Origin of the sequence: Pontibacter sp. 13R65 (genome assembly GCF_047525655.1) — a bacterium.
Lineage (GTDB): Bacteria > Bacteroidota > Bacteroidia > Cytophagales > Hymenobacteraceae > Pontibacter.
On the sequence record NZ_JBLIQL010000003.1, the window covers coordinates 81,374 to 101,759 of the forward strand.

Here is a 20,386-nt window from a genome sequence, read left to right on the forward strand (position 1 = left end):
TTTACCAACGTCAGGACAACCAGGTCCCTTAACCTACTAAAGTTCTAATTTACACTCACTATGCTGCTCATAGCCACTGTATCTTGCACAACTAAATTCTACAAGAAATCATATTTGTACGGAAAGGAATATAATTCAGTTCTACTAAATTATTCACTACGGCACCTTTTGTACAATTAAGTCTCTAAAACTATTTATGTTGCTGGTGCAACCATTTCTCGAGCGTAGGCAGCGCGAGCAAAAGCAATACTCCCACAATCAGAACTCCCACACCTACCAAGGCGCCTAAACCCGTGTAAGCCAGGCTTGAGTATAGCAGATAGGCGCTGGTAAGGCAGAAAATAATCGGTGTAACAGGATAAAGTGGTACAGGAAAAGGACGGGTACGCTGCGGCTCCTTTTTGCGTAGCACAAACAACGATACGCCTACTAACAGCAGAAAAAACCAAAAGACAGGGGCCGTGTATTCAACAATAGTTTCAAAGCCGTTGCGAGTAAAAATAGCCAGCCCAATAAGTGCCAGCGAAATGGCACCCTGTAACAACAGGGCATTTACAGGAGACGAGGTGCGGGCATTCCATTTGCCCAAAGCACTAAAAACTGGAAAGTCTTTGCCCAGCGCATAATTTGTGCGGGCTCCGGTAAAAATAGTGGCGTTAACAGAGGTAAGTGCTGCCACTGAAACAATAAGCCCGATAAGCACTACACCACCCTCACCAAGCGTTACCTTCATCAGGTCTCCGGCGACTGCTTTTGATTGTGCCATACCACTAAGCCCAAGCGCATTAAGCATAGAAAGGTTAATGAGTAAGTAAACAGCCGTTATAATAAAAATACTTAACAGGAGAGCCTTTGCCATGCCTCTTTTGCCAGAGCGCAACTCAGCCGAAATATAGGCCGCCTCGTTCCAGCCCCCAAAGGTGAGCAACACAAACACCATGGCCAGGCCCAAAGCATTACCACCTGTAGTTCCCTCCGCCTCAGAGCCAGACGCAGCCACCTGTTCTGGTGCAAAAAAAAGTCCAGCCACCACAACCAATAATATGCCCAGTATCTCGAGTGCGATCAGCAGTTTTTGTGTTAATGCACCCGTTTTCAAACCTATTATGTTGATGCCGGTAAGCACTACCACTACGAGTGCCGCGTACACTACGGAAGAATAATTGCCCAGACTATAAATTTGCGCCAGGTAATCGCCGATAATAAAAGACAGCAGTGCAATGGAGCCCGTCTGAATAATACTCATGCGAGCCCAGGCAAAAAGAAAGGACACCCGTTTGCCGAATGCCCTGGTCAAGAAATGATAATCTCCACCTGTGTGAGGAAAAGTGGTCGTAAGTTCTGCGTAGCAGAGTGCCCCAATCAGTGATACCAGCCCACCCAGCACCCAGCTCATTACAAACATGCCGCCACTCTGCACATTAGCCGCAACCAGCGAGGGAGTTCTGAAAATGCCTGCTCCAATAACAATACCTACAATCACAGCTATAGCGTCGGTCATACCTAAGGCAGGCTTAGGTTCGGCCGCAGATCCAGGCGCAGACTTTAGCGGCACCTCTGCTTTCTTTTCTTCCTTGTCTGAAAGGCCTGATTCTCTATACATACTTATAGGAAAGGATTGGGCTTTTAGTACGTTTATTTTAATAAGTTGTTGATTTGTACCGCGATTAGCAATTTAAACTGATTTGTGCCAAAAACATTAAACTGCCATTGCCCCACCCTGTGGTGAGCCAAAAGCGAAGGCTGCTGAAGCTTTTATACCTAGTATAGGGTTAAAAAGGCCGATAAAAATTTTGCCCTGAGCTGCTGCCTTTTCTAATCGTAATCAGAGGAAGCAGTGGCTCAGGGCAAAGTAAAATATGAGGCTGGAGGTTTATACCCAGCTTTTTCGTTCGCTAAAATGGTTACAGCCAAACATAGCACCAGTAATCATCTCAAACTGTCGTGGCTTATTGTCGCTGCCCGATACTTCGTGCACCAGCGGGAGCACATATTCTGGCTCCATTGCATGCTGACCAGTTAACTCGTCGCATACTCCAAAGTCGTTACTTTGAACCTGTACTTTATTTGGGTCTTGCTCCCAATGAGAGCAATGATTGCAAGTCGCTTCCATAACATTATCTTTAAATGACACATTTGTTATAGTTGATTATACCCTAATTTTTTAAAAATGGATTTAAATTCCAGCCCAATTACTCTAATTTAGAATTAGCCCAAATAAGCTTTAAATCCTTGTATAGGCAATTATTCTAATGAAAATGACCTTCCGGAGGTCTTATATAGAGTCGAGATACTAGATTTAGATGCTAGGCTTTTTCCCGGACTGCTCTACTTCTCATCTGCTTTTCCAACATGTCCCCCAGGTCTGGAAGACGCTACTAGGGTTTCCGGCTATCATCAATCCATCATTTACCAATCAGCAACTAACAGCCAACAATCAAACAGAATTCTACTAATAAAAATGGTCTTCCGGAGGGTTTTGGCGTTTTTATTCCATAGGGATTGCCGCCTCCACCAGGTTAGTTTACGGTTGAAAGATTACGACTTAAACACCAGGCAGCACTGGCATTTCGAGGGCGGCTCTATCCCATTGTGCCAGGTTAGCGCCTGCCTCGTAGGTGCTGCGGAAAAAATCGAGCAGAGTGGCTTCCGGGTTCTCTGCCTGTTGCACCGCTTCGTAAGGCAACACAAACTCTCTTAAATCAGGATGATAATAGGCCTGAGCGGGACTTACACCGGCATCTTTATATCCTTCTGGCTCAGGATACAGGTAAGCATAAAAAGCGGCAAAGGGTATAGCCTCGCTTCCTGGCCAGAAGCCACAGCTACTTACCTCGTGCGAATAAGCCTCCTGCGCCACCCAATCTGGCAGGTTGGGAACACCACCTGGGTGCTTGGGCGCTGCCCGGCCCGAAAACCGCGACACTGCCATGTCAAAACTTCCCCAGAAAAAGTGCACCGGACTGGATTTCCCCCTGAAACCGGCTCTAAACTGCTGCATCACCGCCTGAGTTAGTAGCAAAGCCTTGTGAAGCTTGGCGGCATGCTCCGGATGGTAAGTAGCGTGCTGCTGATCCTCATGAAAAGGTATTGGGCTTTCCAACTCATTCGGAATAGGGTTAAGTTTTACATGGATCGCAAACGAGGCCAGAGCATTTATCACTTGCTCGTAGCAGCTCGCCACCGATAGTTTTTCCAGACCGATAGCCTGCTGCTGCCCGCTACTGGTGCTGACCACGAGCTGATGCTGCAAAAAGTTAAAATCTATTTGAAAATGCTTATCTCCGTCTGCAATGGAACCGGTGGTTAAACCGGTAGGAGTAACTTGTAGGGTTACATGCCAGGAGTGATTCACCCAGGGCATCTTGGTTAACTTTATCTTGCCTATAATCTGCGTCCAGAGGTGCAGGGTTTCATAGGTTTCTTTCGCTTCAGTAAAAGAAAGAATTGGCCATTGAGTTTTCATATGCAGTTTGTTTTAAGGTTCAAACAAAAACAGGCCAACTCCCAACAACTCTTACAGCTTTTCCCGCATCGCAAGCCTTTTACTGTATCATCTCTTTTATTTCTCGTGCTCGCCTAATTTAACTTTAGAAACCTGATGTGTCAGATTTAAAATTGCAGCGGCCAGAGGCAGGGGATTGGTAAGCATAAGCGAGGACGCTAGCGCCGGAATGTTTTCTAAATTTTGCACAGCACGAGCAAAATGTGCTAATTCTTCGATAACATGTTGTTTGCTATATCAAGCTCTTCCTGCAGTATGGTATGGGGTCTGCCTTTGTAGATTTTTTTGGTTACGACTGCTCCCAAATCTTCCATAATGCGAACTGTTTCTTCTACTCTGCTTACGGGCACATGCGGGTCGGGGTCGCCGGTTGTGATTAGTACAGGAGTGTTGGCAAAGTTGCCGCTGTAATTTTCTGTTTTTAAATCGGCCCCAACCAGGCCACCGGTAAAGAGCAGTAACCCGCCATATTGCTGCGCATTTCTGGTGGCGAACTCTGCTGTTAGGCAGGCACCCTGCGAAAAGCCGAGCAGGTAAATATTTTGGCCTTTTATTCCGGCAGCTTTTATGTCTTCTACTGTCTCCTGCAGCAACGCCAGAGCCGAGTCCAGTGCGGGTTGGTTCTGGCTTGCTGGTGCCATAAAACTATACGGATACCAACTGTGATTGGTAGCCTGGGGAGCAAAAAGAGTAAAATCGGAAACACTTAAGTTTTGGCGCAGGGTCAATATGCTGTCGGCTGTTGCTCCCCGGCCGTGCACCATTACCAACGCTTTCCCGGTTTCTTCCAATGGCCTTCCAAACGTCCTAATATTTTTCTCGTGTGTGTACATGCTCTTTCAAGTTAAATTTAAATAAAATTTACCGTGGGCACTGCATCTGAAATGATGGCTAATGTAAAAAAGGCTGTAGCAGGAAAACTTTCTGCTACAGCCTTTTTAGGTTAGTCTAATTTAGGCAACACCGCTTCTATTCTGGATCTGCTTGCTTCGTACTGAGGTGGCAGTAGCAGGCTTGACCCTAATTGATCGAAGGGCTCGTCTATACCGAAGCCCGGGTTATCGGTTGCTATCTCGAACAACACGCCGCCCGGCTCCCTGAAATAGAGCGAATAAAAGTAGTTACGGTCTATTTTCTCGGTAATGTTAAAACCGCTGGCGGCCACTTTTTTTCGGAACTCCATCAGCACCTCCTCATTCTTTACACGGAAGGCGATGTGGTGGTTGGTTCCTGCACCTCCTTCTCCTCGGGTAGCACCAGGTGCTTCTATAAGGTCTATAATGGCGGCATTTTCAACAGCATCCGTTATATACCTGTAATGGTTGCCATTTTGCTCCACCAGCTTATATCCAAAAATATCAGTCAGAATAGTTGCTGTGGCTTTTATGTTGCGCAGCGTCAGGGTAACTGCATGAAACCCTCTGGTGGCCACCGTTTCACTGATTTCCTCCGTTACCCAAGGTTTGCGGCTATCTCCGTTCTTTGGCACAACCAGCTCCAGTTGCAGCCCGTCAGGGTCAGTAAATGGCAGGTACTGCTCCCCAAATTTTTCAGAGACCTCCCCATGGTTTATCCTGAAATCCTCGAAACGTTGTTTCCAGAACTCCAGGCTGCCTTCCGGCACCGCATAGCTAATGTGCGTGGCCATGCCTGGGCCTGCCGTGCCTAATTGGGCTCCCTCGTAAGGAAAAAATGTAAGGATAGTACCAGCGCTGCCAACCTCATCGCCATAATAGAGATGATAAGTGCCGGGATCATCAAAATTCACAGTCTTTTTCAGAAGACGCAATCCCATTACTTTGGTGTAAAAATCCAGATTTTGCTTGGCCTTGCCGGCAATTGCCGTAATATGATGAAGACCTAAAATTTTATTTTCCATAATATTCTTTTTAATGGTTAACAGCGCATTACAGGTACTACCAAAGAAAAATTACATTTCGAGGAACTAACAACTGCCGTGCGGTAGAAGCTTTTACTAATGAAGCAAAGCTCCAGCTCTGCACGCGCAGGTAAAGTTAAGCTGCAGCAGTAGTTACTAACAATACTACTGCCAGTGCTCTCACTAAGATTGCTTTACCAGCTGAATTTCTGCCTGCAGTTTGATTTCGTCACTAACTACTACACTACCAGCCTCGGTTACGGCGTTCCAGGTAAGGCCAAACTCTTTTCGGCTAATCTTGCCTGACACTGTAAAACCCGCTTTGGTTTGACCGTAAGGGTCTACCACAATACCGCCGAACTCTACATTAACGGTAACTGGTTTTGTAGTGCCTTTAATGGTTAAGTCGCCGTGCAGCTTCACATCGCCACCGCCTGCTGTTTCATACTTATTTCCTACAAAACGAATTTCATCATACTTTTCTGCTTCAAAGAAATCGGCAGATTTCAAGTGTGTGTCGCGCTGCTCGTTGTTTGTGCTAATAGAGTTTACATCGGCAGTGAAAACAATGTTCTGAGGATTGCTGAACTGCTCATCTTCTGTCTCAGCCTCTGCATTAAATTTTTCAAAGTACCCGGTTACGGTCGTAATCATCAGGTGCTTTACTTTAAACTGTACTTCTGAGTGTGTTGGGTCTACTGCCCATTTTACATTCGCCATGTTATGTCTTACTTAAGGTTTGAAATCTTTAAACGTTATTCAATATACAAATGTACCTACATTTAATGTATATACAAGTATTTTTTAAAAAAGATTCAAAATTTTATTTTTTCCTGTGTATCCTCGTTCAACTCCTTTAGATGGGGTTTTAATAAAGTACTGTTTAAAAATAAAAATGCCTCAAGGGCTACGGTACCTTCAGGCATTAAATAAAATGTTCTTTGGTTTCAGCAGTTTGTTTAATCCGGCACCTGCCGACCAAACTTTGGAAAACTCAGATTGTACTTTAAGGCCAGCAACCGGATGATGATAATAAATATAACCGATATGAGAAAAGTTGTATTTCGCTCCAGCCCCAGATTCATTAGGACCAAATACAAAATGGCGCCAGCCATGCAGGCGCTAGCGTAAATTTCTTTTCTGAAAAGGACTGGGATTTCGTTGGTTAGCATATCGCGAAGTACGCCACCCATAACAGCCGAGAACATGCCCATAATTACAGCCACTTCGGCACTAAAGCCCAGGCGAATGGCTTTTTCGGTGCCCACTATCGTAAAAAGCGCAATGCCCAAGGTATCGAACAGCTGAAAGGTGCGACGCAGTTTTATAACGACCGGGTAAAAGAGGCCTGCGCCGATAATACCACCTAGTATAATATAAAGCAGGCGCACATCCTGCACCCATACCAGCGGATAGCTGCCCAACAACACATCTCGTAGGCTACCACCGCCTATCGCGGTTACAAAACCAATAAAGGCAGCTCCAAACCAATCCTGGTCCTTCCCTTTATCTCCTACCGCCAAAGCCCCCGACATAGCAAACACAAACGTTCCGATCAGTTCTAAAATCTCCTGAATACTCATGTTAATAAAGCGTTAGAAATACGGCACAAAAATACTAGTACATTCATTGTTTAAGTTATGTACCAGCGCTTATTTAACTCTTGCTTTATTTAACTTACCAAACTAATCAGGTCCTGGCAGGTCAGAGATTTAAAGATAGATGCATCGGTTTTTACCAGGTCCTGCACCAGCAGCTTTTTGGATTCCTGCAGCTTCATTATTTTGTCCTCAATGGTACCAGGACAGATCAGGCGAACCGCCACCACATTCTTTTGCTGCCCTATGCGGTAGGTGCGGTCTATGGCCTGGTTCTCCACGGCTGGGTTCCACCAAGGGTCTACCAGGTACACATAATCTGCTTCGGTTAAGTTAAGACCTGTGCCGCCTGCTTTTAAACTAACCAGAAAAACCCGTATGGCGGTGTTACCCTGAAACTCTTCTACCACGGCTGCTCTGTTCCGGGTTTTCCCGCTAAGGTACTCGTACCAGATGCCTCTGGCCTCCAGCTCTTTTTTGATGAGGTTGAGCATAGAAACAAATTGCGAAAACACCAATATTTTATGCTGCCCTGCTTTACTTTCAATCTGCTCCATCAGCACCTCCATTTTGGCAGATGCTTCACCATAAAAGGCCTCTCCCGGAAGCAGTGCCGGAGAATTACAGATCTGCCTGAGTTTGGTAAGGCCCTGCAGCACGTGCATGCTGCTTTTTGGCAGGTTTTCCTCGCTCTGGTTCATCAGGAAATCGCGAATCTCTTTTTCACAGGCCTTGTAGATTTTTCGCTGCTCCTCTCCCATTTCGCAGTAAATTACCATCTCAGTTTTTTCTGGCAACTCCTTTGCGACCTGCTGCTTGGTCCTTCTCAGCAGGAATGGCTGTATTTTCTGCTGCAGCTCCAGTGCTCTTTTGCTGTCTTTAAACTTATCGATGGGGGCTGAATAGTATTCTTTGAAAAACTGCTTGCTGCCCAGTAGACCTGGGCAGGCAAAGGCAAACTGCCCAAACAGGTCAAAGGTGTTGTTCTCGACAGGTGTACCCGTCAGCACTATTTTATTGCGCGACTGTAGCAGCCGCACCGCCTTAAACCGCTGCGACTCCGGATTTTTGATGTTTTGCGACTCGTCCAGAAAAATATAGTTGAACCGGTACTGCTTCAGAAAACGCACATCGGAGAGTAACGTGCCGTACGATGTCAGGATTACTTCATACTGGTCGAAATCGCTAACGGTTTTGGCTCTGCCTGCTCCATAAATTGTGAGTAGTTTAAGCGATGGTGCGAACTTTTGTATTTCGGCCTGCCAGTTAAAAATGAGAGAGGTTGGCACTACCACCAGGTTGGTGTTCTGGTGTTTTTTTTGCCGCTGCGATAAAATAAAAGCAATTACCTGCACGGTTTTTCCCAAACCCATATCATCGGCCAGGCAGCCGCCAAAATTGAACTCATCCAGAAAATTAAGCCAGTTCAGTCCCTGCTTCTGGTACTCCCTCAATGTGGCCTTGAGCTCCAGAGGCACTTCCACCTCCCGTATGCTTTCAAAGCTGGCGAACCTGGTGCGGTACATAGTAAGCTGCGCCTTCACCTCCTGGGTCAGCACCTCGTCCTGGTACAGGTCTGCAATGCCAGAGAAGTTTATTTTAGGGGTTCGCAGCTGCTCCTCCACCACATCCCCATTTTTAAAATAAGCCGAGAATTTTTCGAGCCACTCCTCCGGCAGAATGCCCAGGGTGCCGTCCCCCAATTGCACGTACTTGCTCTTGTTGCGAATGGCTTTGTGCAGGTGCTTGAGCAAAACTTTTTGCTTTCCGTAACGCACATCGATGGAGGTATCGAACCAATCGATGCCGCTAGTTACCTGTATGGTAATTCTGGCCTTGTTCGGGTTTAGTTTGTTTTTGGTAATACTGTTAAAGCCAAGAATGGTAATGTTCTGGTTTCGCCATTCCTCAAAAGCCTCTAAAAACCAATCTTCGTCCAGAAACTGTTTTTTGTGCAGCCAGAGGTGGTCGCGGTGGAGCTGCTGCTTAAAATCGGGGTGCTGCAACAGGAGCGATGCCGTTAGTTGCAGTTCCAGTTCCACATCACGCTCTACCAAAAACGGATTACCTTGCTCATCGGTAGCATAAATCTGCTTTTTAGAAAGTACTGGAATTTCTACCTCTCCATATTTGATAACTGGCGTTATCTGCACAAAATTTTCCGAGTCGGACAAATAAATTATTTTTTCTATTCCTTTAAGAAAGCCTTTTTCTTCGAGCTGCTTTGGTGTGGCAGGTTTTAGGTACGTGTAAGAGATGTGCACCCTGTGCTCCAACTCCGAGAGTATGTGCTGCCGAAATGTCTCAAATTTAGATCGATGGAGCAGCAACTTGTTATGATGCTGTTTAAAAAACTCCATAATGCGCAAAAAGTCTGGATTATCGACCAGGTACAGTGTCTGGTGGAGGAATACAAAATAGCTGTAGCGCAGAGGCAGCTTTTCCAGGTCGTAGGTTTTCCCCTCCAGCTCCAGTTGTGCCGTTACTTCGTAAAAACCTCCTCTTACACTAACTGCCAGCCGAAGGTCTATTGGCAGTGTGCGCAGCTGCACCGGCACAACAGAAGAAGCCGTTATGTTAGACGAAGCAATCTTATTATGGGTATAAAACTCCAACTGCCGGGGGTTGCGGACAATGGCTTTCAGTGCTTCCAGCTCAGACTCTGGTTTGCCGGTGTTATAGTGCTTGTGGAATTTGGATATACCTGTAAAGAATTTCAGCTCCTCGCTCTTATCCGTTGCCCATAGCAGGTCCAGGGGATCTACAGACTGGAGCGGGTTCTTTATTTTACCATCGAGAGTAACTGGTGCCTCAAAGAGTTCCACACACAGATGGCCATAAAACCGCTGCTGCCCTATTACGCCAATGAGCTTGGCACCTTCTTTCGGGCCGGATTCCGGCAGCAATGGCTGTTGTTTTGGCAGCAACCGCTCCTGCAGGTAGGCTTTGTCTAGTTTTTCGGAGGTAAGGAGTTCTTTTAGTCGCGGCTTTATTTGGTAGCTACGGTGGGTATATTCCAGCTCCAGAAATTCATGAAGATTGGCTTCGTTCTCAAGCCCATAGGCTATTGCTGCCTGCCTGAATTTCTGTTGACGCAAATTCTCATCAAAAAAAATCCGAACCTCTTGCCGGTTCATAAGCACCAGCAGCACTTGCGCCTGGTGCTCACACATTTTTGTTTTAATTGTACGGCAACCGCACGAGAGCACAAGGGCATGCTCCACCCGGCTAACTTCCACCATCGGGAAGTATACTGTACTGGATGGATTTGTAAAGGATCCGAAATTCAGCTCTATGAACTGTGGCTGAATTTCGGCCACATCGCTAGCATCAGTGGAAATAGGCTGCAGGCTATGCTGCAAAATAAAGGTGCTGGAGAGGTCAGAAAATAAAAGATCCCTGAAAACAAACTCGAACGGGTGTTCCCGTAACCTCCCAACCTGTGCTAAATCCTGTTGCTTTTCAGACATATCATGTGCTTCTATCTAAAGCCGGAAGGTACAGATAAAACAGAGTTTTGTAAGCATACTCCAGCCGTTTTTGATTTACCTATCTGCCCTCGACCCTCATACTCATTTACCTCAAATTAGCTCTGGAAGGCCATTTTCATTAGCAGAATTATGTTTGATCAGAATTTGCTAAATGGCTAACCTGCCGACTCCAATTTTATAATTCTTCCTGAAGCAGCTCTATTACCTGCTCCGATACCTGCGATACTATTTTTATCTGTGTCCCAATTTCGGCAAGGTTAGCTTGCTGCCTGGCATTTTGCTCTATGTCGCGAATTACTTTGTGGAGCTTTTCGATTCCCATCAGATCGTAGGTTGGTTTTAGTTTATGAGCTGCCGCACTTACCCCAGTCCAATCAGCAGCCTGGTACTTTTGCTCCAGCTCCGCCACTGTTTTAGGTACCGTGTCTATAAAAATCTGCTTTGTCTTTCTGATCATGTTCTGATTTCCTCGTGTCATTTTTTCGAGCAGCGAAAGGTTGTACAAAGGTTCATCCGCTTTGGTTTCTGGCATATAAAATGGCGTAATGGGTGTTTCTTGCACTAGCTGGGGCGCTGCCTGGGCAGGTAATACAGCCTTAATTTTTTGAAATAATTCTTCTTCCCGGAAAGGCTTTGATACATAATCGTTCATACCCGCCTCTATGTATTTCTCCGCATCTCCTTTGATAACATTTGCTGTAAGAGCTATAATGGGCACGCCAGCCTTTTTGGGGTCGGGCAGCAGCCTGATTAGTTGTGTGGCATCCAAACCGTTCAAGACAGGCATCTGAATATCCATCAGCACCACGTCGTATGTGTTTTCTGTTGCGAGTTCTACAGCCCTCACTCCTGTAAGAGCAACAGCTACGGTCGCTCCCCAGCTCTCTATAATTGATTGAGCCAAGAAAACGTTCACTTCGTTATCTTCCGCCAGGAGCACCTTCAGGCCACTAAGCTCCTCAAAGTTCAACTCAGTGGGTGGTTCTGTGTTAACTGGCAAACTGCTCTTCTGATACGTAATCGTGAATTTGAAAATACTTCCTCCCTCCTCATGGCTCTCTACCCAGATGCGGCCGCCTTGTAACTCAACCAAAGCTTTGCATATGTTTAGGCCAAGGCCGGTGCCTCCGTATTTGCGTGTGGTGCTGCTATAGGCTTGCGTAAAGCCTTCAAAAATGCTTTGTCTTTTATCTTCCGGAATGCCGATACCGGTATCCTGCACCACGAACTCCAGATGTAAGGCATCTGCTGTATCTTCCAACAGGTTCACAGACACAGCCACACTTCCTTCTTCCGTAAACTTAATCGCGTTATTAAGCAAGTTGAGCAGTACCTGGTTCAGGCGGTAAGGATCTCCTAACAAGGTGGCAAGTCCCTGCGGAAACGGATGTAAGGTATAGGCTATTTCTCTTTCTTCTGCCTTGTACTTCAGGGTTTCATAAGCTTGCCTCACAGTGTCCTCCACGCTAAACGGGATCTCCTCAAGACTTATTTTGCCAGCCTCCAGCTTAGAGAAATCCAGAATGTCGTTGATGACAACAAGCAGATTATCGGAAGAGTGACGAATTATGTTAAGATAGTTTTTCTGCACCGGGTTTAGATCGGTTTTACCCAGCAGCCCAGCCATGCCCATAATACCGTTCATGGGGGTACGTATCTCATGGCTCATGTTAGCCAAGAAATTTTCTTTTGCACGTGCAGATTCTTCGGCTACTTCTTTGGCTCTTTTAAGCTCTTCCTCAATTAATATTCGCTCAGTAATGTCCTGCGCAATGGCTATAACATAAGGCACTTCGCCTTGCTCCTGCACCTTGTGGCTGTGGCAATGGAGGTAGCGCCTTTCTTGGTCTCTATCGATAATAGTAAACAGTCCTTCGGTTGCCGGCATGCTCTGAAACTGCCATAAGTAGTTTTTGAAGTTGACTGCTTTTTCAAAGGAAAAGAATTGTATGAGGGGCTTGTTCAAGACCTCCGGCTCTGTCAGGCCCAGCTTGTCGAGCATATAGGGGTTCACCGATAATATGCACCCTTTCATATCGTGAGAGAAAATGTATGCCTGGCTGTGTTTTATAAGCTCTCGGTATTTTTTCTCGCTGTTTTTTAAGGCTTCTCCAGCTTTTTTGCGCTCCGAAATATCACGCGTAGATGTTTGAATCTGGCACACGTTGCCTTCTTTGTCCAGAATAGGCTTAATGGCAGCTTCTACCCAAATGTACTCGCCATTCTTTTTTCTCTGGCGCAGATCGAGCACAATATTGGTTTTCTGTTCCAGGAGTTTGTGCAGCCCCTCCTCCTGCACCCTCTCCACATCGTCGGGGTGCATAATGTCAAAGGGAGATGTGTTTATTATCTCTTCAGGAGAATAGCCAAAAATATCTTTTACAGCCTTAGATGTGAAGATGATATTCCCATCCATATTTAAAAGGCTAATAACATCCTTCGAGTTTTCTGAGAGCAATCGATAAAGCTCCTCGTTTTTCTGCAGCTGCTCCTTGGCTTGTTTTTCTTCTGTAATGTTAGTGGCAATACTAAGTACATGCACAGCGCCGGATCGGGTCACCAATGGTTTTTTAACTATCCGCAGCCATACTTCCTCTTCATTAAAAAGCCTGAACTGCTCCTCGATAGTTATTGTCTCCAAGCCATGGATCACGCGCTGGTCTGTCTCCTTTATAAGAAAAGAGTTTTGGGGCAAAGGAAGAAATTCCTCATTTGATTTTCCTATTATTTCTTCTACTGGCCGACCTACATAGCCAGCAAACGTGTGATTAGCATATGTGAACTGACCACTCGCATCTTTCACATAGATAAGGTTAAAGCTGGTATCCATGATCTGGCGGAGCAGTTCATCTTTCTCTTTCAGGAGCAGCTCATTTTCGTGTTGTTCCGTCATGTTCCGGATCATCATCATCAGCTGTTCTTCGCCGTATTTCAGAATCCGAATTTCGCAATGGTACTCTCTTACGCCATCGGGGTATAAGTAATCATACTTAAAGCTGACGGTTTGCCCGGTTTTAAGCACTTGCTTAAATAGAAGCAGGCATTTTTCAGCAAGGTCCACGGGCATATAGCGCCTGATGTTGCCTCCTTCGAAATTTTTATCTGAAATATTAGCAAAAAGGTGTGCCTGTTGGTTAGTGGCCAGGTAGTTCCCATCTTGGTCTAGTATAAAAACCAAATCCGGAATAGCCTGAAACATAGCCTTATTATTCACCTCGCTGGCCAGCGCTTCCTCCTGTGCAGTACGCAGTGCCGTAACATCCTGTCCTGTTGATACCAGTAACTCCACTTGGCCCTGCTCATTAACAAGAGGGCAAATTTCGCGGATAAAATGTCGGGGCTCACCGGCTGAGTCCACAATCGTTTCCGACATCTGCACCATTTCTTTTTTATCAAGCGCCTGCTTGATATGCTGTACTCTGTTATCGAACCGCGCTGGAGGCAGGTTCCTGAATTTGGCAAACTGTTGATTTGTTTTATTCAGCATCCACTCCCGTACCTCCTGCTCCTGTACTGCTGAAGGATTAACATATTTGTAGCGCAATTCGCTATCAAATACCACAATTTCAGAAGAGATAGTATCTAGAATTGATTCGTAAAACGCCTTCTGCTCCGCAAGTTGCTGTGTCTGTAAGGTGTGCTCTGTAACATCGATAGCAGAACCGATTATTTGGATTACTTCTCCGGAACGGTTACGTTTGAAGACCGACTCCCTGCAGGAAAGCCATTTTAGCTGGCCGTTTTTGTCTTTAACCTTATAATCCACACTTATTACTGCATCGGATTGCGCCTGGGCCATCAGGGCTATTTGTTCTTGTATTTTCCCGGTATCTTCCTCGGTTATTATGGATAACATAAAATTGTCGCCCATGGCCGCCAACTCGGCTGTAGTATAACCGAGCATTTGTTCTACATAGTTACTGGTATAGCGTGTTTTTTCCGTTTTTAAATCATAGATATAAATGATTCCGGGGAAAGTACGGGTTATATTCTGAAGCAGCTTCTGACTATCGGCTAGCGCTACCTGCGCATCCCTTTTGCTGGTAAAATCAGTCAGGTAAAGCCGTGCAAAGCCATAAGCAGAGTCGTACGAAACGGTAATCTTATAGTGCTGTTGCGCAATGTATACGGTGCATTCTCCGGTATTTAAGGCAACATCCGCTTTCCTGATTTTTCTGAGCAGCAACTTCCCAAAGGCTTCCTGCCGCCTGGGTGACATCTTTTCTAAAAGGGCTTGAGCCGCAGTATTAGCATAGAGCACCTCGCCCTTATATCCCAGGTTTAGAATAGGTTCTGGGTTGCCATCTGCCCGTTCATCTAACAATACATGTGCTTCTGATGGTACATTGGCAGAATTGGCTTTTTTAAAAAGCCAGGCGGTACCTGGCTCCACGGTACCAGGTAGTTCCAGATTTGTTATTATCTCGCATTCGAGTAAAGCACCTTTAAAATGAATAAAATCTATAGTCCCATGCTGAGGCACTGGAGATATAGGAGCAAAATCATGAAGTGTACGTAATGGCAACCCCACATAATGTGCTGCTTCGAAAGGCAGGCAGAAGCAGTTAGCAAATGTACTGTTCATAAATACAATAGTGCCTTGATGGTCTGCTATCAGCGCACTGTACTGTAATTTACCGAAAAGCAATGCCAAAAGCGCATTGTCCTGATGATGATGTAGCATAACGTATGGAAGCCAGCTTTACCTAATTATTTCATTCAGAGCCTACTATTGCACAATATTTACTGCCTATACGAGAATGTTACTTAAAGTTTAGTTGCTCAGGCACCTCAAGTAAATGCAATTACTCTTTTTACAAAGTAAGCTAATTTTAACTGGTTTTAATTGGCAACCACTTAAATAATCGTGATTTAAAGGGCCTTTCTCAAAAGCTGCAAACTCAATTTTCACCATAAAAAGAAAGTACCCATAAGCAGGTATCTCTTAACGACTATACTTAAAGTACATCAAATCTCCTCTCAAATATACTTCAACTTAAAGTGTAACCAGGTAGGGGAATTACAAATCTGAACCAGTACCCCTTTGTCTAACGCTCCAGATTAACTGAAGAGTGATCCAGGTCTTAAAAGATGAAAATAGCCTCCGGAAGAGCAAAACAATTAGAATAATTAAAACCTCTTCCTGAATTTTACTTTAGAAGCCAAGGATTTAAGTGCGGTTTTTTTCCTGAAGACTGACAGAAATGGCCTTGCCTGTAGTTACTGTTCCAACATTAACGGCTGTCTGGTTCCGAAAATTATAGTAAGTAATAACACGTATATTTTATTTTCTATTTATTTCGAAATATTTCGTATTCTTTTATTTATTTGATTAAAATTATTATGATTTTCAATTTAAATCTGTGTTGTTATTAGAATAAATTGCAATTTTAAGAAATGATTAATATAAAAACTTACCAAATAATACATAAAATTGGACTTTTGCACAAACTCGTACGCCAATTATATCAGTAATATGTCCTTATAACTTCTTGCTGTATTTATACTGAAATTTGTAAAAACGTTAGTTTATTAAGTATAATTATCTATATATTTACACTAGATATTACTCATATTCATGTTTGCTCAGGCAGCAATTACACTCCATGCTGTTGCCATTAATCAACACATTATCTTGTAGTTACAACATTGAGTTAATTTTATTATTTCTTGAATACCTTGAACTAAAAATAAATTGCATGTGTACTACATTTATAATGACTACTAATCATTATTATCCTAAACAATCATGATTCAATCTAGTATAGAAAACAAACAAATAAAAATGACTGAAAAAGAAGGTACTTATATTTTTGCCCTGTACCTAAATGGAAAAGTGGTACAGGTGGGACAGTGCGCAGATATTCGAAACATGGCTGTAAGTAAAATTACGGGTAATGAAGTACAGTTCGAAAGAATTACCTACACTTTTATGGAAGGTGTTAGCCCCTATTCTCGCGAAGCAAACTTAATGGAGTCTGTTGCAGCCAATATGCTTATTCCTTCTCTTAAACAGGTAATGGCATAAGCAGGAGGTTGCGCCCTTATCTTAAAGCAAGGCTAATTCTTAATCAGTGGTAATTATTGTAATGAAAATGCTCTTCCGGATGCAATTTCACCACTAAAAGCCCTGGCACCTTTATACCTTGTTTAGGATAAAGAAGTATTAATTTTGCAAATACAAAAAAACTGAAATGCCTGTGCTGTATGAAGCACAGGCATTTCAGTTTTTTTGTATTTGCAAAAGTCCTAACACTGCTATTCTACTCCAAGCTTCCACGGTTTTATAAGGCTTGCTTCACCTCAAAGCTAAATACCTTGCTGCCAGCAACACCGAACTGGTTAATTCCTTGCAATACCACTAAATAAGTACCTGGCTGATCTGCAGTATAAAACTCAACACTCACTTTGCCATCTGTGCCAGCTATCAGGTTGGGTGCCCAGTGTAACAGGTTCCGTCTGTCTGCCAGCCTGCTTTGCTGCACTTCGGCTGTAGCGTAGGCAGGGGCATAAAACTCGCGCTGAAGTTGTTGCCCTTCATACTCGAGCAGCAAGGAGCGCGGATCTAGTTTAAATGTTCCAAGATCTCCTTTGTATGTGCTGAGACTCATAATGCCTTTATAAACCCTGGGCCCATGGTAATATTTTTTAGCCATTACTTCCAGCTTTTGTATAGTGAGCGGATCTATAGCCATTACTTTATTCATATCGAACACCGGAACACCGTCGAGCAGCACGAGGGGGTTATCGGCAAATATGGTATTCCCGGGCCTGTCCAGCACCGTCAGTTGGTAATCTCCTCTGCGCTTACGAGCGCGGACGGCAGTTACAAACTCATGCAGTACCTCCTCCAGTTGCTTAAACCGCGTAAACTCATCGAGTAGGTAGCGCTCGTCGGGCTCTCCATAAAATGCGGTACTGTCTATTTCCGGTGACCGAAACATTTGCTGCTTCTCACTGAAATAAGCATGCTGCAATTGTACTTCCAGGTGGCGCTGCGCGATCTCCGGCTGCAACCTGTCGGTTATAGCAAAAGCAGGCAGCCTTGTAAAACTGAATTTGTCAGAAAAAGGACTTAAAATCTGGAGTTGGTAACTGCTGTCCTGCAGGGTATTAGATTGTACTACTATCTCTTTAGGACCATAAAAATCCTTGGCTTCAAATTGTATGGTTCCGTCGCTGGCACTAGTAGCACTGTAGTGCCGCACATGCCGACCTGGTGCAGCCAGGTAAGCCGTAATGCCTGGGGCAGGGCTATCAGTTACTTTATGCGTTATTTTCCCTGTGATCAGGTGACCATCGTATTCAGGGGCAAAAGAAATGGCTGCTGGTGTCCGGGTTAAAACATCTTCCCAACGAAATCGGCTCCAGCCGTGCGTCAGCATCAGGTTGTCCAGGGCTTCATTTGCCGCAGGGCCTGTTTCTGCAAAGTAAAAGGCAGGTTGCTCTATGGTGCCTTTAAGATCTGAACTGAGCCATAAATATGTCCTTATATCTGCCGGAGTGGTAGCTGCCGAGGGCAATTGGTCGAGTCGGTAAACGGCCAGGGAAAGATTTGCGGCCGTGGCTGCGCCTGTGCCGGAGGTAGTTGTCTGCAACTCTAGCGACACCTTTTCGCGGGTCCCGTAAAAGCTTTTTGCTGTTTGTGCTGCTATTTCAAGTTTGGTGGCTGGGCGCTTAAAATACAGCCGCTCACACACCGGCTGCTTCTGACTGTTGAACAGTGTTAAATGTGTAATGCCTTCGGGTAGAGCTGCCTTATTAACAGTAAAAACAGTTTCACCGTTTCTGAGGGCATCGGTTTCTGCCACTGCTATTATTTGTCTGGCATGCCCCAGCAGGTAAACCGGCTCCACTTGCCTGCTGGTAGCAGTTACTTTTATTTTTAATTCCGTGGCCGAAGCATCTCCTACCTGCAGCACATACCCCTGTTCCTGGGCAGTTGGCAAAGCTTGCTGCATTACCTGCCTCTTTTGCGGCATTTTAACAAGAGCTGTATACTGCTTTCCTTGTTCCGGCTGAAACACAAAAGTGCCCATTCCAAACTTTAAGGTTTGAAACTGTGCTAACACATGGCCATCCTGATCAACAACTTCGCCCTCACATGCTATGCCCTTGCCAGCCTCTGTCACTTTAAAGGCTACTTTGCTCTGAATGCCATTTACCAGGTTGCCTCCCTCCGGAAAAAACTGAATCGCATAAGCTGTGTCCGTTACAGGTTTCAGTCCGGCATTTTTAAATGTGTTGATAATTGTAACAGGCTGCTCAAAGTAAAACGCAGGAGAAAAGTTCTTCATCCAGTTGGTGTAGGCTCTTACTTTGTAGTTGCCCGAATTAAGATCAAAAGGTAATTCGAAGGAGCCATTGCCCAGACCCTTTCGTAATGCAATTTTGCCTTGCAACACAGGCTGGTTTTCGGAATCGAGTACCTCTACGTAGGCAATTTTGCTGAGGTCGAGTGGCTGGTGCAAAGAACCATCTAGGTAATAAGTTTTAAACCACATAGTTTCTCCAGCCACATACAGGGGCCTATCGATGTGCAGGAAGATTTTTTCCTGCAGGGCCTGTTGTCTGTAGGTATCAAAACTAGCTACCAGCGTTTTCAGCGGATCAGCTTGACCAGAGGCTGTAAATCCTGAAGCACAAACAACAACAAATACCAACAGGCTAACAAGTCTATTAATTGCCCGCTGCCTTACGCACTGCTGAGTTTCCGTTTTATAACGATTGATCACCATCATAAGAAAAATTTTGTTTAATGAGGCCAGAAGCTAGGTTTAACATTGGTGCCATATTCGCGGCAGTCGACACAGCCTCTGAACTTAGCCTGGTAGCCTAACAGCTCATTACCCTCTCCCAGCAAGCGCTTTTTAAGTCTGTAGTACCTGTTATTCTGAATAAACTCCACCGCATTTGCCACCGATACATTGGCAGATTCGGCCACACATAACTGGCGCGGCAGCTCCCATTGCACAGGTATTTCCTGGCGGCTCACATACATCCTTTTTTCTGTAACCGAATTGGCACTAACAAACCCAATCACCAGTTCCTCTGAATCAGACAAGCTCTGGATGTTGCCGGTGAGCTGAGAAGGTAGCGGGTCAAACAAACTGCCGATATCTTCAGTGTTGCGTCTAAGGTTTTCCCAGTACTCGTAGGCCTCTCGGGTTTGAGCATATTGCTTCACCAAAATACTGTAGCCAATGCGCAGCCGATCTGATGCCGCCGGAATTTTAAGTAAAGGAAGTTTGCTTATTCTGTCGCTGCTGTTTTTTATCGATGTGCCTACTTGTATGGTGGCAGAAGGCTCCGTACGCCAGCAGGTGTACACGTTTTCGCTTTCGGGTACCATATCGCGTACCTGACCATCTACTATCTCCACCAAAGCTTTTTCTACAGAAGTAAATTCCCAGGTCTCCTCAAAATCCCAGCGGTAATAAAATGTGTTATTCTGGTCATCGTAGGTGCTAACGGTAATCAATAACCCATCGCGCTCAACTTGCCAGGCTACCTCGTCTATAGCTGGCGTAGGCGTTACAGGCACAAACTCTGAAGCATACTCGCCTCCGTTACCGGTTTTTATGTGCAACCGGTATTTCTTGTCTGGCTGTATGGGCAGAACAGGAGCAGCATAAGTTCCGGCAGTCTCTTCTGCTAATCGATAATAAGCTCCTCCCTCTTCTTCTACTGTTACGGTGGCCCCTGTTTCTGAAACTGGCTCTCCCTGTTCAGACAGGTTCTGCGTGCGGGACAGGCGGAAAGCAGTAGGTCCGTTTCCGCTGTTTATAAAGCCATCTACTACCAGGTAGTTATGCGACCGCTCTACTACTTCCGGCTGAAAAGGATCTATGCAACTGCTCAGGAGCAGCAAGAAACACCAGAGCAGGTACTTGTTATACTCGATTTGCATGGC

12 protein-coding genes are annotated in these 20,386 nt (G+C 45.1%); 1 reads left to right on the plus strand and 11 read right to left on the minus strand.

Going from position 1 to position 20,386, the window contains the following annotated elements; all coding sequences use genetic code 11:
- Positions 1-190: 190 nt before the first annotated feature.
- The 9 genes from ACMA1I_RS04855 to ACMA1I_RS04895 form a co-directional block, all read right to left on the minus strand.
- The gene (locus tag ACMA1I_RS04855) at positions 191-1,603 is read right to left on the minus strand and encodes an APC family permease (RefSeq protein ID WP_337067164.1); all 1,413 of its coding nucleotides are present in this window, start codon (positions 1,601-1,603) and stop codon (positions 191-193) included.
- Positions 1,604-1,873: 270 nt separating this feature from the next.
- Complete coding sequence (locus tag ACMA1I_RS04860; RefSeq protein WP_337067165.1) at positions 1,874-2,113, minus strand: hypothetical protein; 240 nt, start codon at positions 2,111-2,113, stop codon at positions 1,874-1,876.
- A 432-nt stretch (positions 2,114-2,545) separates the two neighbouring features.
- Positions 2,546-3,466: a DUF5996 family protein gene (locus tag ACMA1I_RS04865; RefSeq protein ID WP_337067166.1), complete on the minus strand. Its 921-nt coding sequence runs from the start codon at positions 3,464-3,466 to the stop codon at positions 2,546-2,548.
- A gap of 245 nt (positions 3,467-3,711) precedes the next feature.
- Positions 3,712-4,338 (minus strand): alpha/beta hydrolase, encoded by a 627-nt coding sequence (locus ACMA1I_RS04870; RefSeq protein WP_337067167.1) that lies wholly within the window; start codon positions 4,336-4,338, stop codon positions 3,712-3,714.
- A gap of 110 nt (positions 4,339-4,448) precedes the next feature.
- Positions 4,449-5,384, minus strand: coding sequence for a ring-cleaving dioxygenase (locus tag ACMA1I_RS04875; protein ID WP_337067168.1), 936 nt, complete (start codon positions 5,382-5,384; stop codon positions 4,449-4,451).
- A gap of 183 nt (positions 5,385-5,567) precedes the next feature.
- A complete protein-coding gene (locus ACMA1I_RS04880; RefSeq protein ID WP_337067169.1) occupies positions 5,568-6,104 on the minus strand; it encodes a YceI family protein in 537 nt (178 codons plus the stop codon).
- A gap of 239 nt (positions 6,105-6,343) precedes the next feature.
- The gene (locus ACMA1I_RS04885) at positions 6,344-6,967 is read right to left on the minus strand and encodes a trimeric intracellular cation channel family protein (protein WP_337067170.1); all 624 of its coding nucleotides are present in this window, start codon (positions 6,965-6,967) and stop codon (positions 6,344-6,346) included.
- An 89-nt stretch (positions 6,968-7,056) separates the two neighbouring features.
- Positions 7,057-10,452 (minus strand): DEAD/DEAH box helicase, encoded by a 3,396-nt coding sequence (locus ACMA1I_RS04890; protein ID WP_337067171.1) that lies wholly within the window; start codon positions 10,450-10,452, stop codon positions 7,057-7,059.
- A gap of 196 nt (positions 10,453-10,648) precedes the next feature.
- Positions 10,649-15,157: a PAS domain S-box protein gene (locus ACMA1I_RS04895; RefSeq protein WP_337067172.1), complete on the minus strand. Its 4,509-nt coding sequence runs from the start codon at positions 15,155-15,157 to the stop codon at positions 10,649-10,651.
- Between the two features lie 1,101 nt (positions 15,158-16,258).
- Between ACMA1I_RS04895 and ACMA1I_RS04900 the strand changes: the two genes are divergently transcribed.
- Positions 16,259-16,501: a hypothetical protein gene (locus ACMA1I_RS04900; RefSeq protein ID WP_337067173.1), complete on the plus strand. Its 243-nt coding sequence runs from the start codon at positions 16,259-16,261 to the stop codon at positions 16,499-16,501.
- A 256-nt stretch (positions 16,502-16,757) separates the two neighbouring features.
- Here the strand turns inward: ACMA1I_RS04900 and ACMA1I_RS04905 are convergent, their stop codons facing one another.
- Together ACMA1I_RS04905 and ACMA1I_RS04910 are read right to left on the minus strand one after the other, a co-directional pair.
- Positions 16,758-19,214: a hypothetical protein gene (locus ACMA1I_RS04905; RefSeq protein ID WP_337067174.1), complete on the minus strand. Its 2,457-nt coding sequence runs from the start codon at positions 19,212-19,214 to the stop codon at positions 16,758-16,760.
- A 14-nt stretch (positions 19,215-19,228) separates the two neighbouring features.
- Entirely contained in the window at positions 19,229-20,383 is a 1,155-nt protein-coding gene (locus ACMA1I_RS04910) for a DUF4249 domain-containing protein (RefSeq protein ID WP_337067175.1), read from the minus strand.
- Positions 20,384-20,386 lie beyond the last annotated feature (3 nt).

Excerpts from the sequence above, each read along its gene's own strand:
- ACMA1I_RS04855 (WP_337067164.1), bottom strand. The coding sequence starts at position 1,603 with ATGTATAGAGAATCAGGCCTTTCAGACAAGGAAGAAAAGAAAGCAGAG.
- ACMA1I_RS04860 (WP_337067165.1), bottom strand. The coding sequence starts at position 2,113 with ATGGAAGCGACTTGCAATCATTGCTCTCATTGGGAGCAAGACCCAAAT.
- ACMA1I_RS04865 (WP_337067166.1), bottom strand. The coding sequence starts at position 3,466 with ATGAAAACTCAATGGCCAATTCTTTCTTTTACTGAAGCGAAAGAAACC.
- ACMA1I_RS04870 (WP_337067167.1), bottom strand. The coding sequence starts at position 4,338 with ATGTACACACACGAGAAAAATATTAGGACGTTTGGAAGGCCATTGGAA.
- ACMA1I_RS04875 (WP_337067168.1), bottom strand. The coding sequence starts at position 5,384 with ATGGAAAATAAAATTTTAGGTCTTCATCATATTACGGCAATTGCCGGC.
- ACMA1I_RS04880 (WP_337067169.1), bottom strand. The coding sequence starts at position 6,104 with ATGGCGAATGTAAAATGGGCAGTAGACCCAACACACTCAGAAGTACAG.
- ACMA1I_RS04885 (WP_337067170.1), bottom strand. The coding sequence starts at position 6,967 with ATGAGTATTCAGGAGATTTTAGAACTGATCGGAACGTTTGTGTTTGCT.
- ACMA1I_RS04890 (WP_337067171.1), bottom strand. The coding sequence starts at position 10,452 with ATGTCTGAAAAGCAACAGGATTTAGCACAGGTTGGGAGGTTACGGGAA.
- ACMA1I_RS04895 (WP_337067172.1), bottom strand. The coding sequence starts at position 15,157 with ATGCTACATCATCATCAGGACAATGCGCTTTTGGCATTGCTTTTCGGT.
- ACMA1I_RS04900 (WP_337067173.1), top strand. The coding sequence starts at position 16,259 with ATGACTGAAAAAGAAGGTACTTATATTTTTGCCCTGTACCTAAATGGA.
- ACMA1I_RS04905 (WP_337067174.1), bottom strand. The coding sequence starts at position 19,214 with ATGATGGTGATCAATCGTTATAAAACGGAAACTCAGCAGTGCGTAAGG.
- ACMA1I_RS04910 (WP_337067175.1), bottom strand. The coding sequence starts at position 20,383 with ATGCAAATCGAGTATAACAAGTACCTGCTCTGGTGTTTCTTGCTGCTC.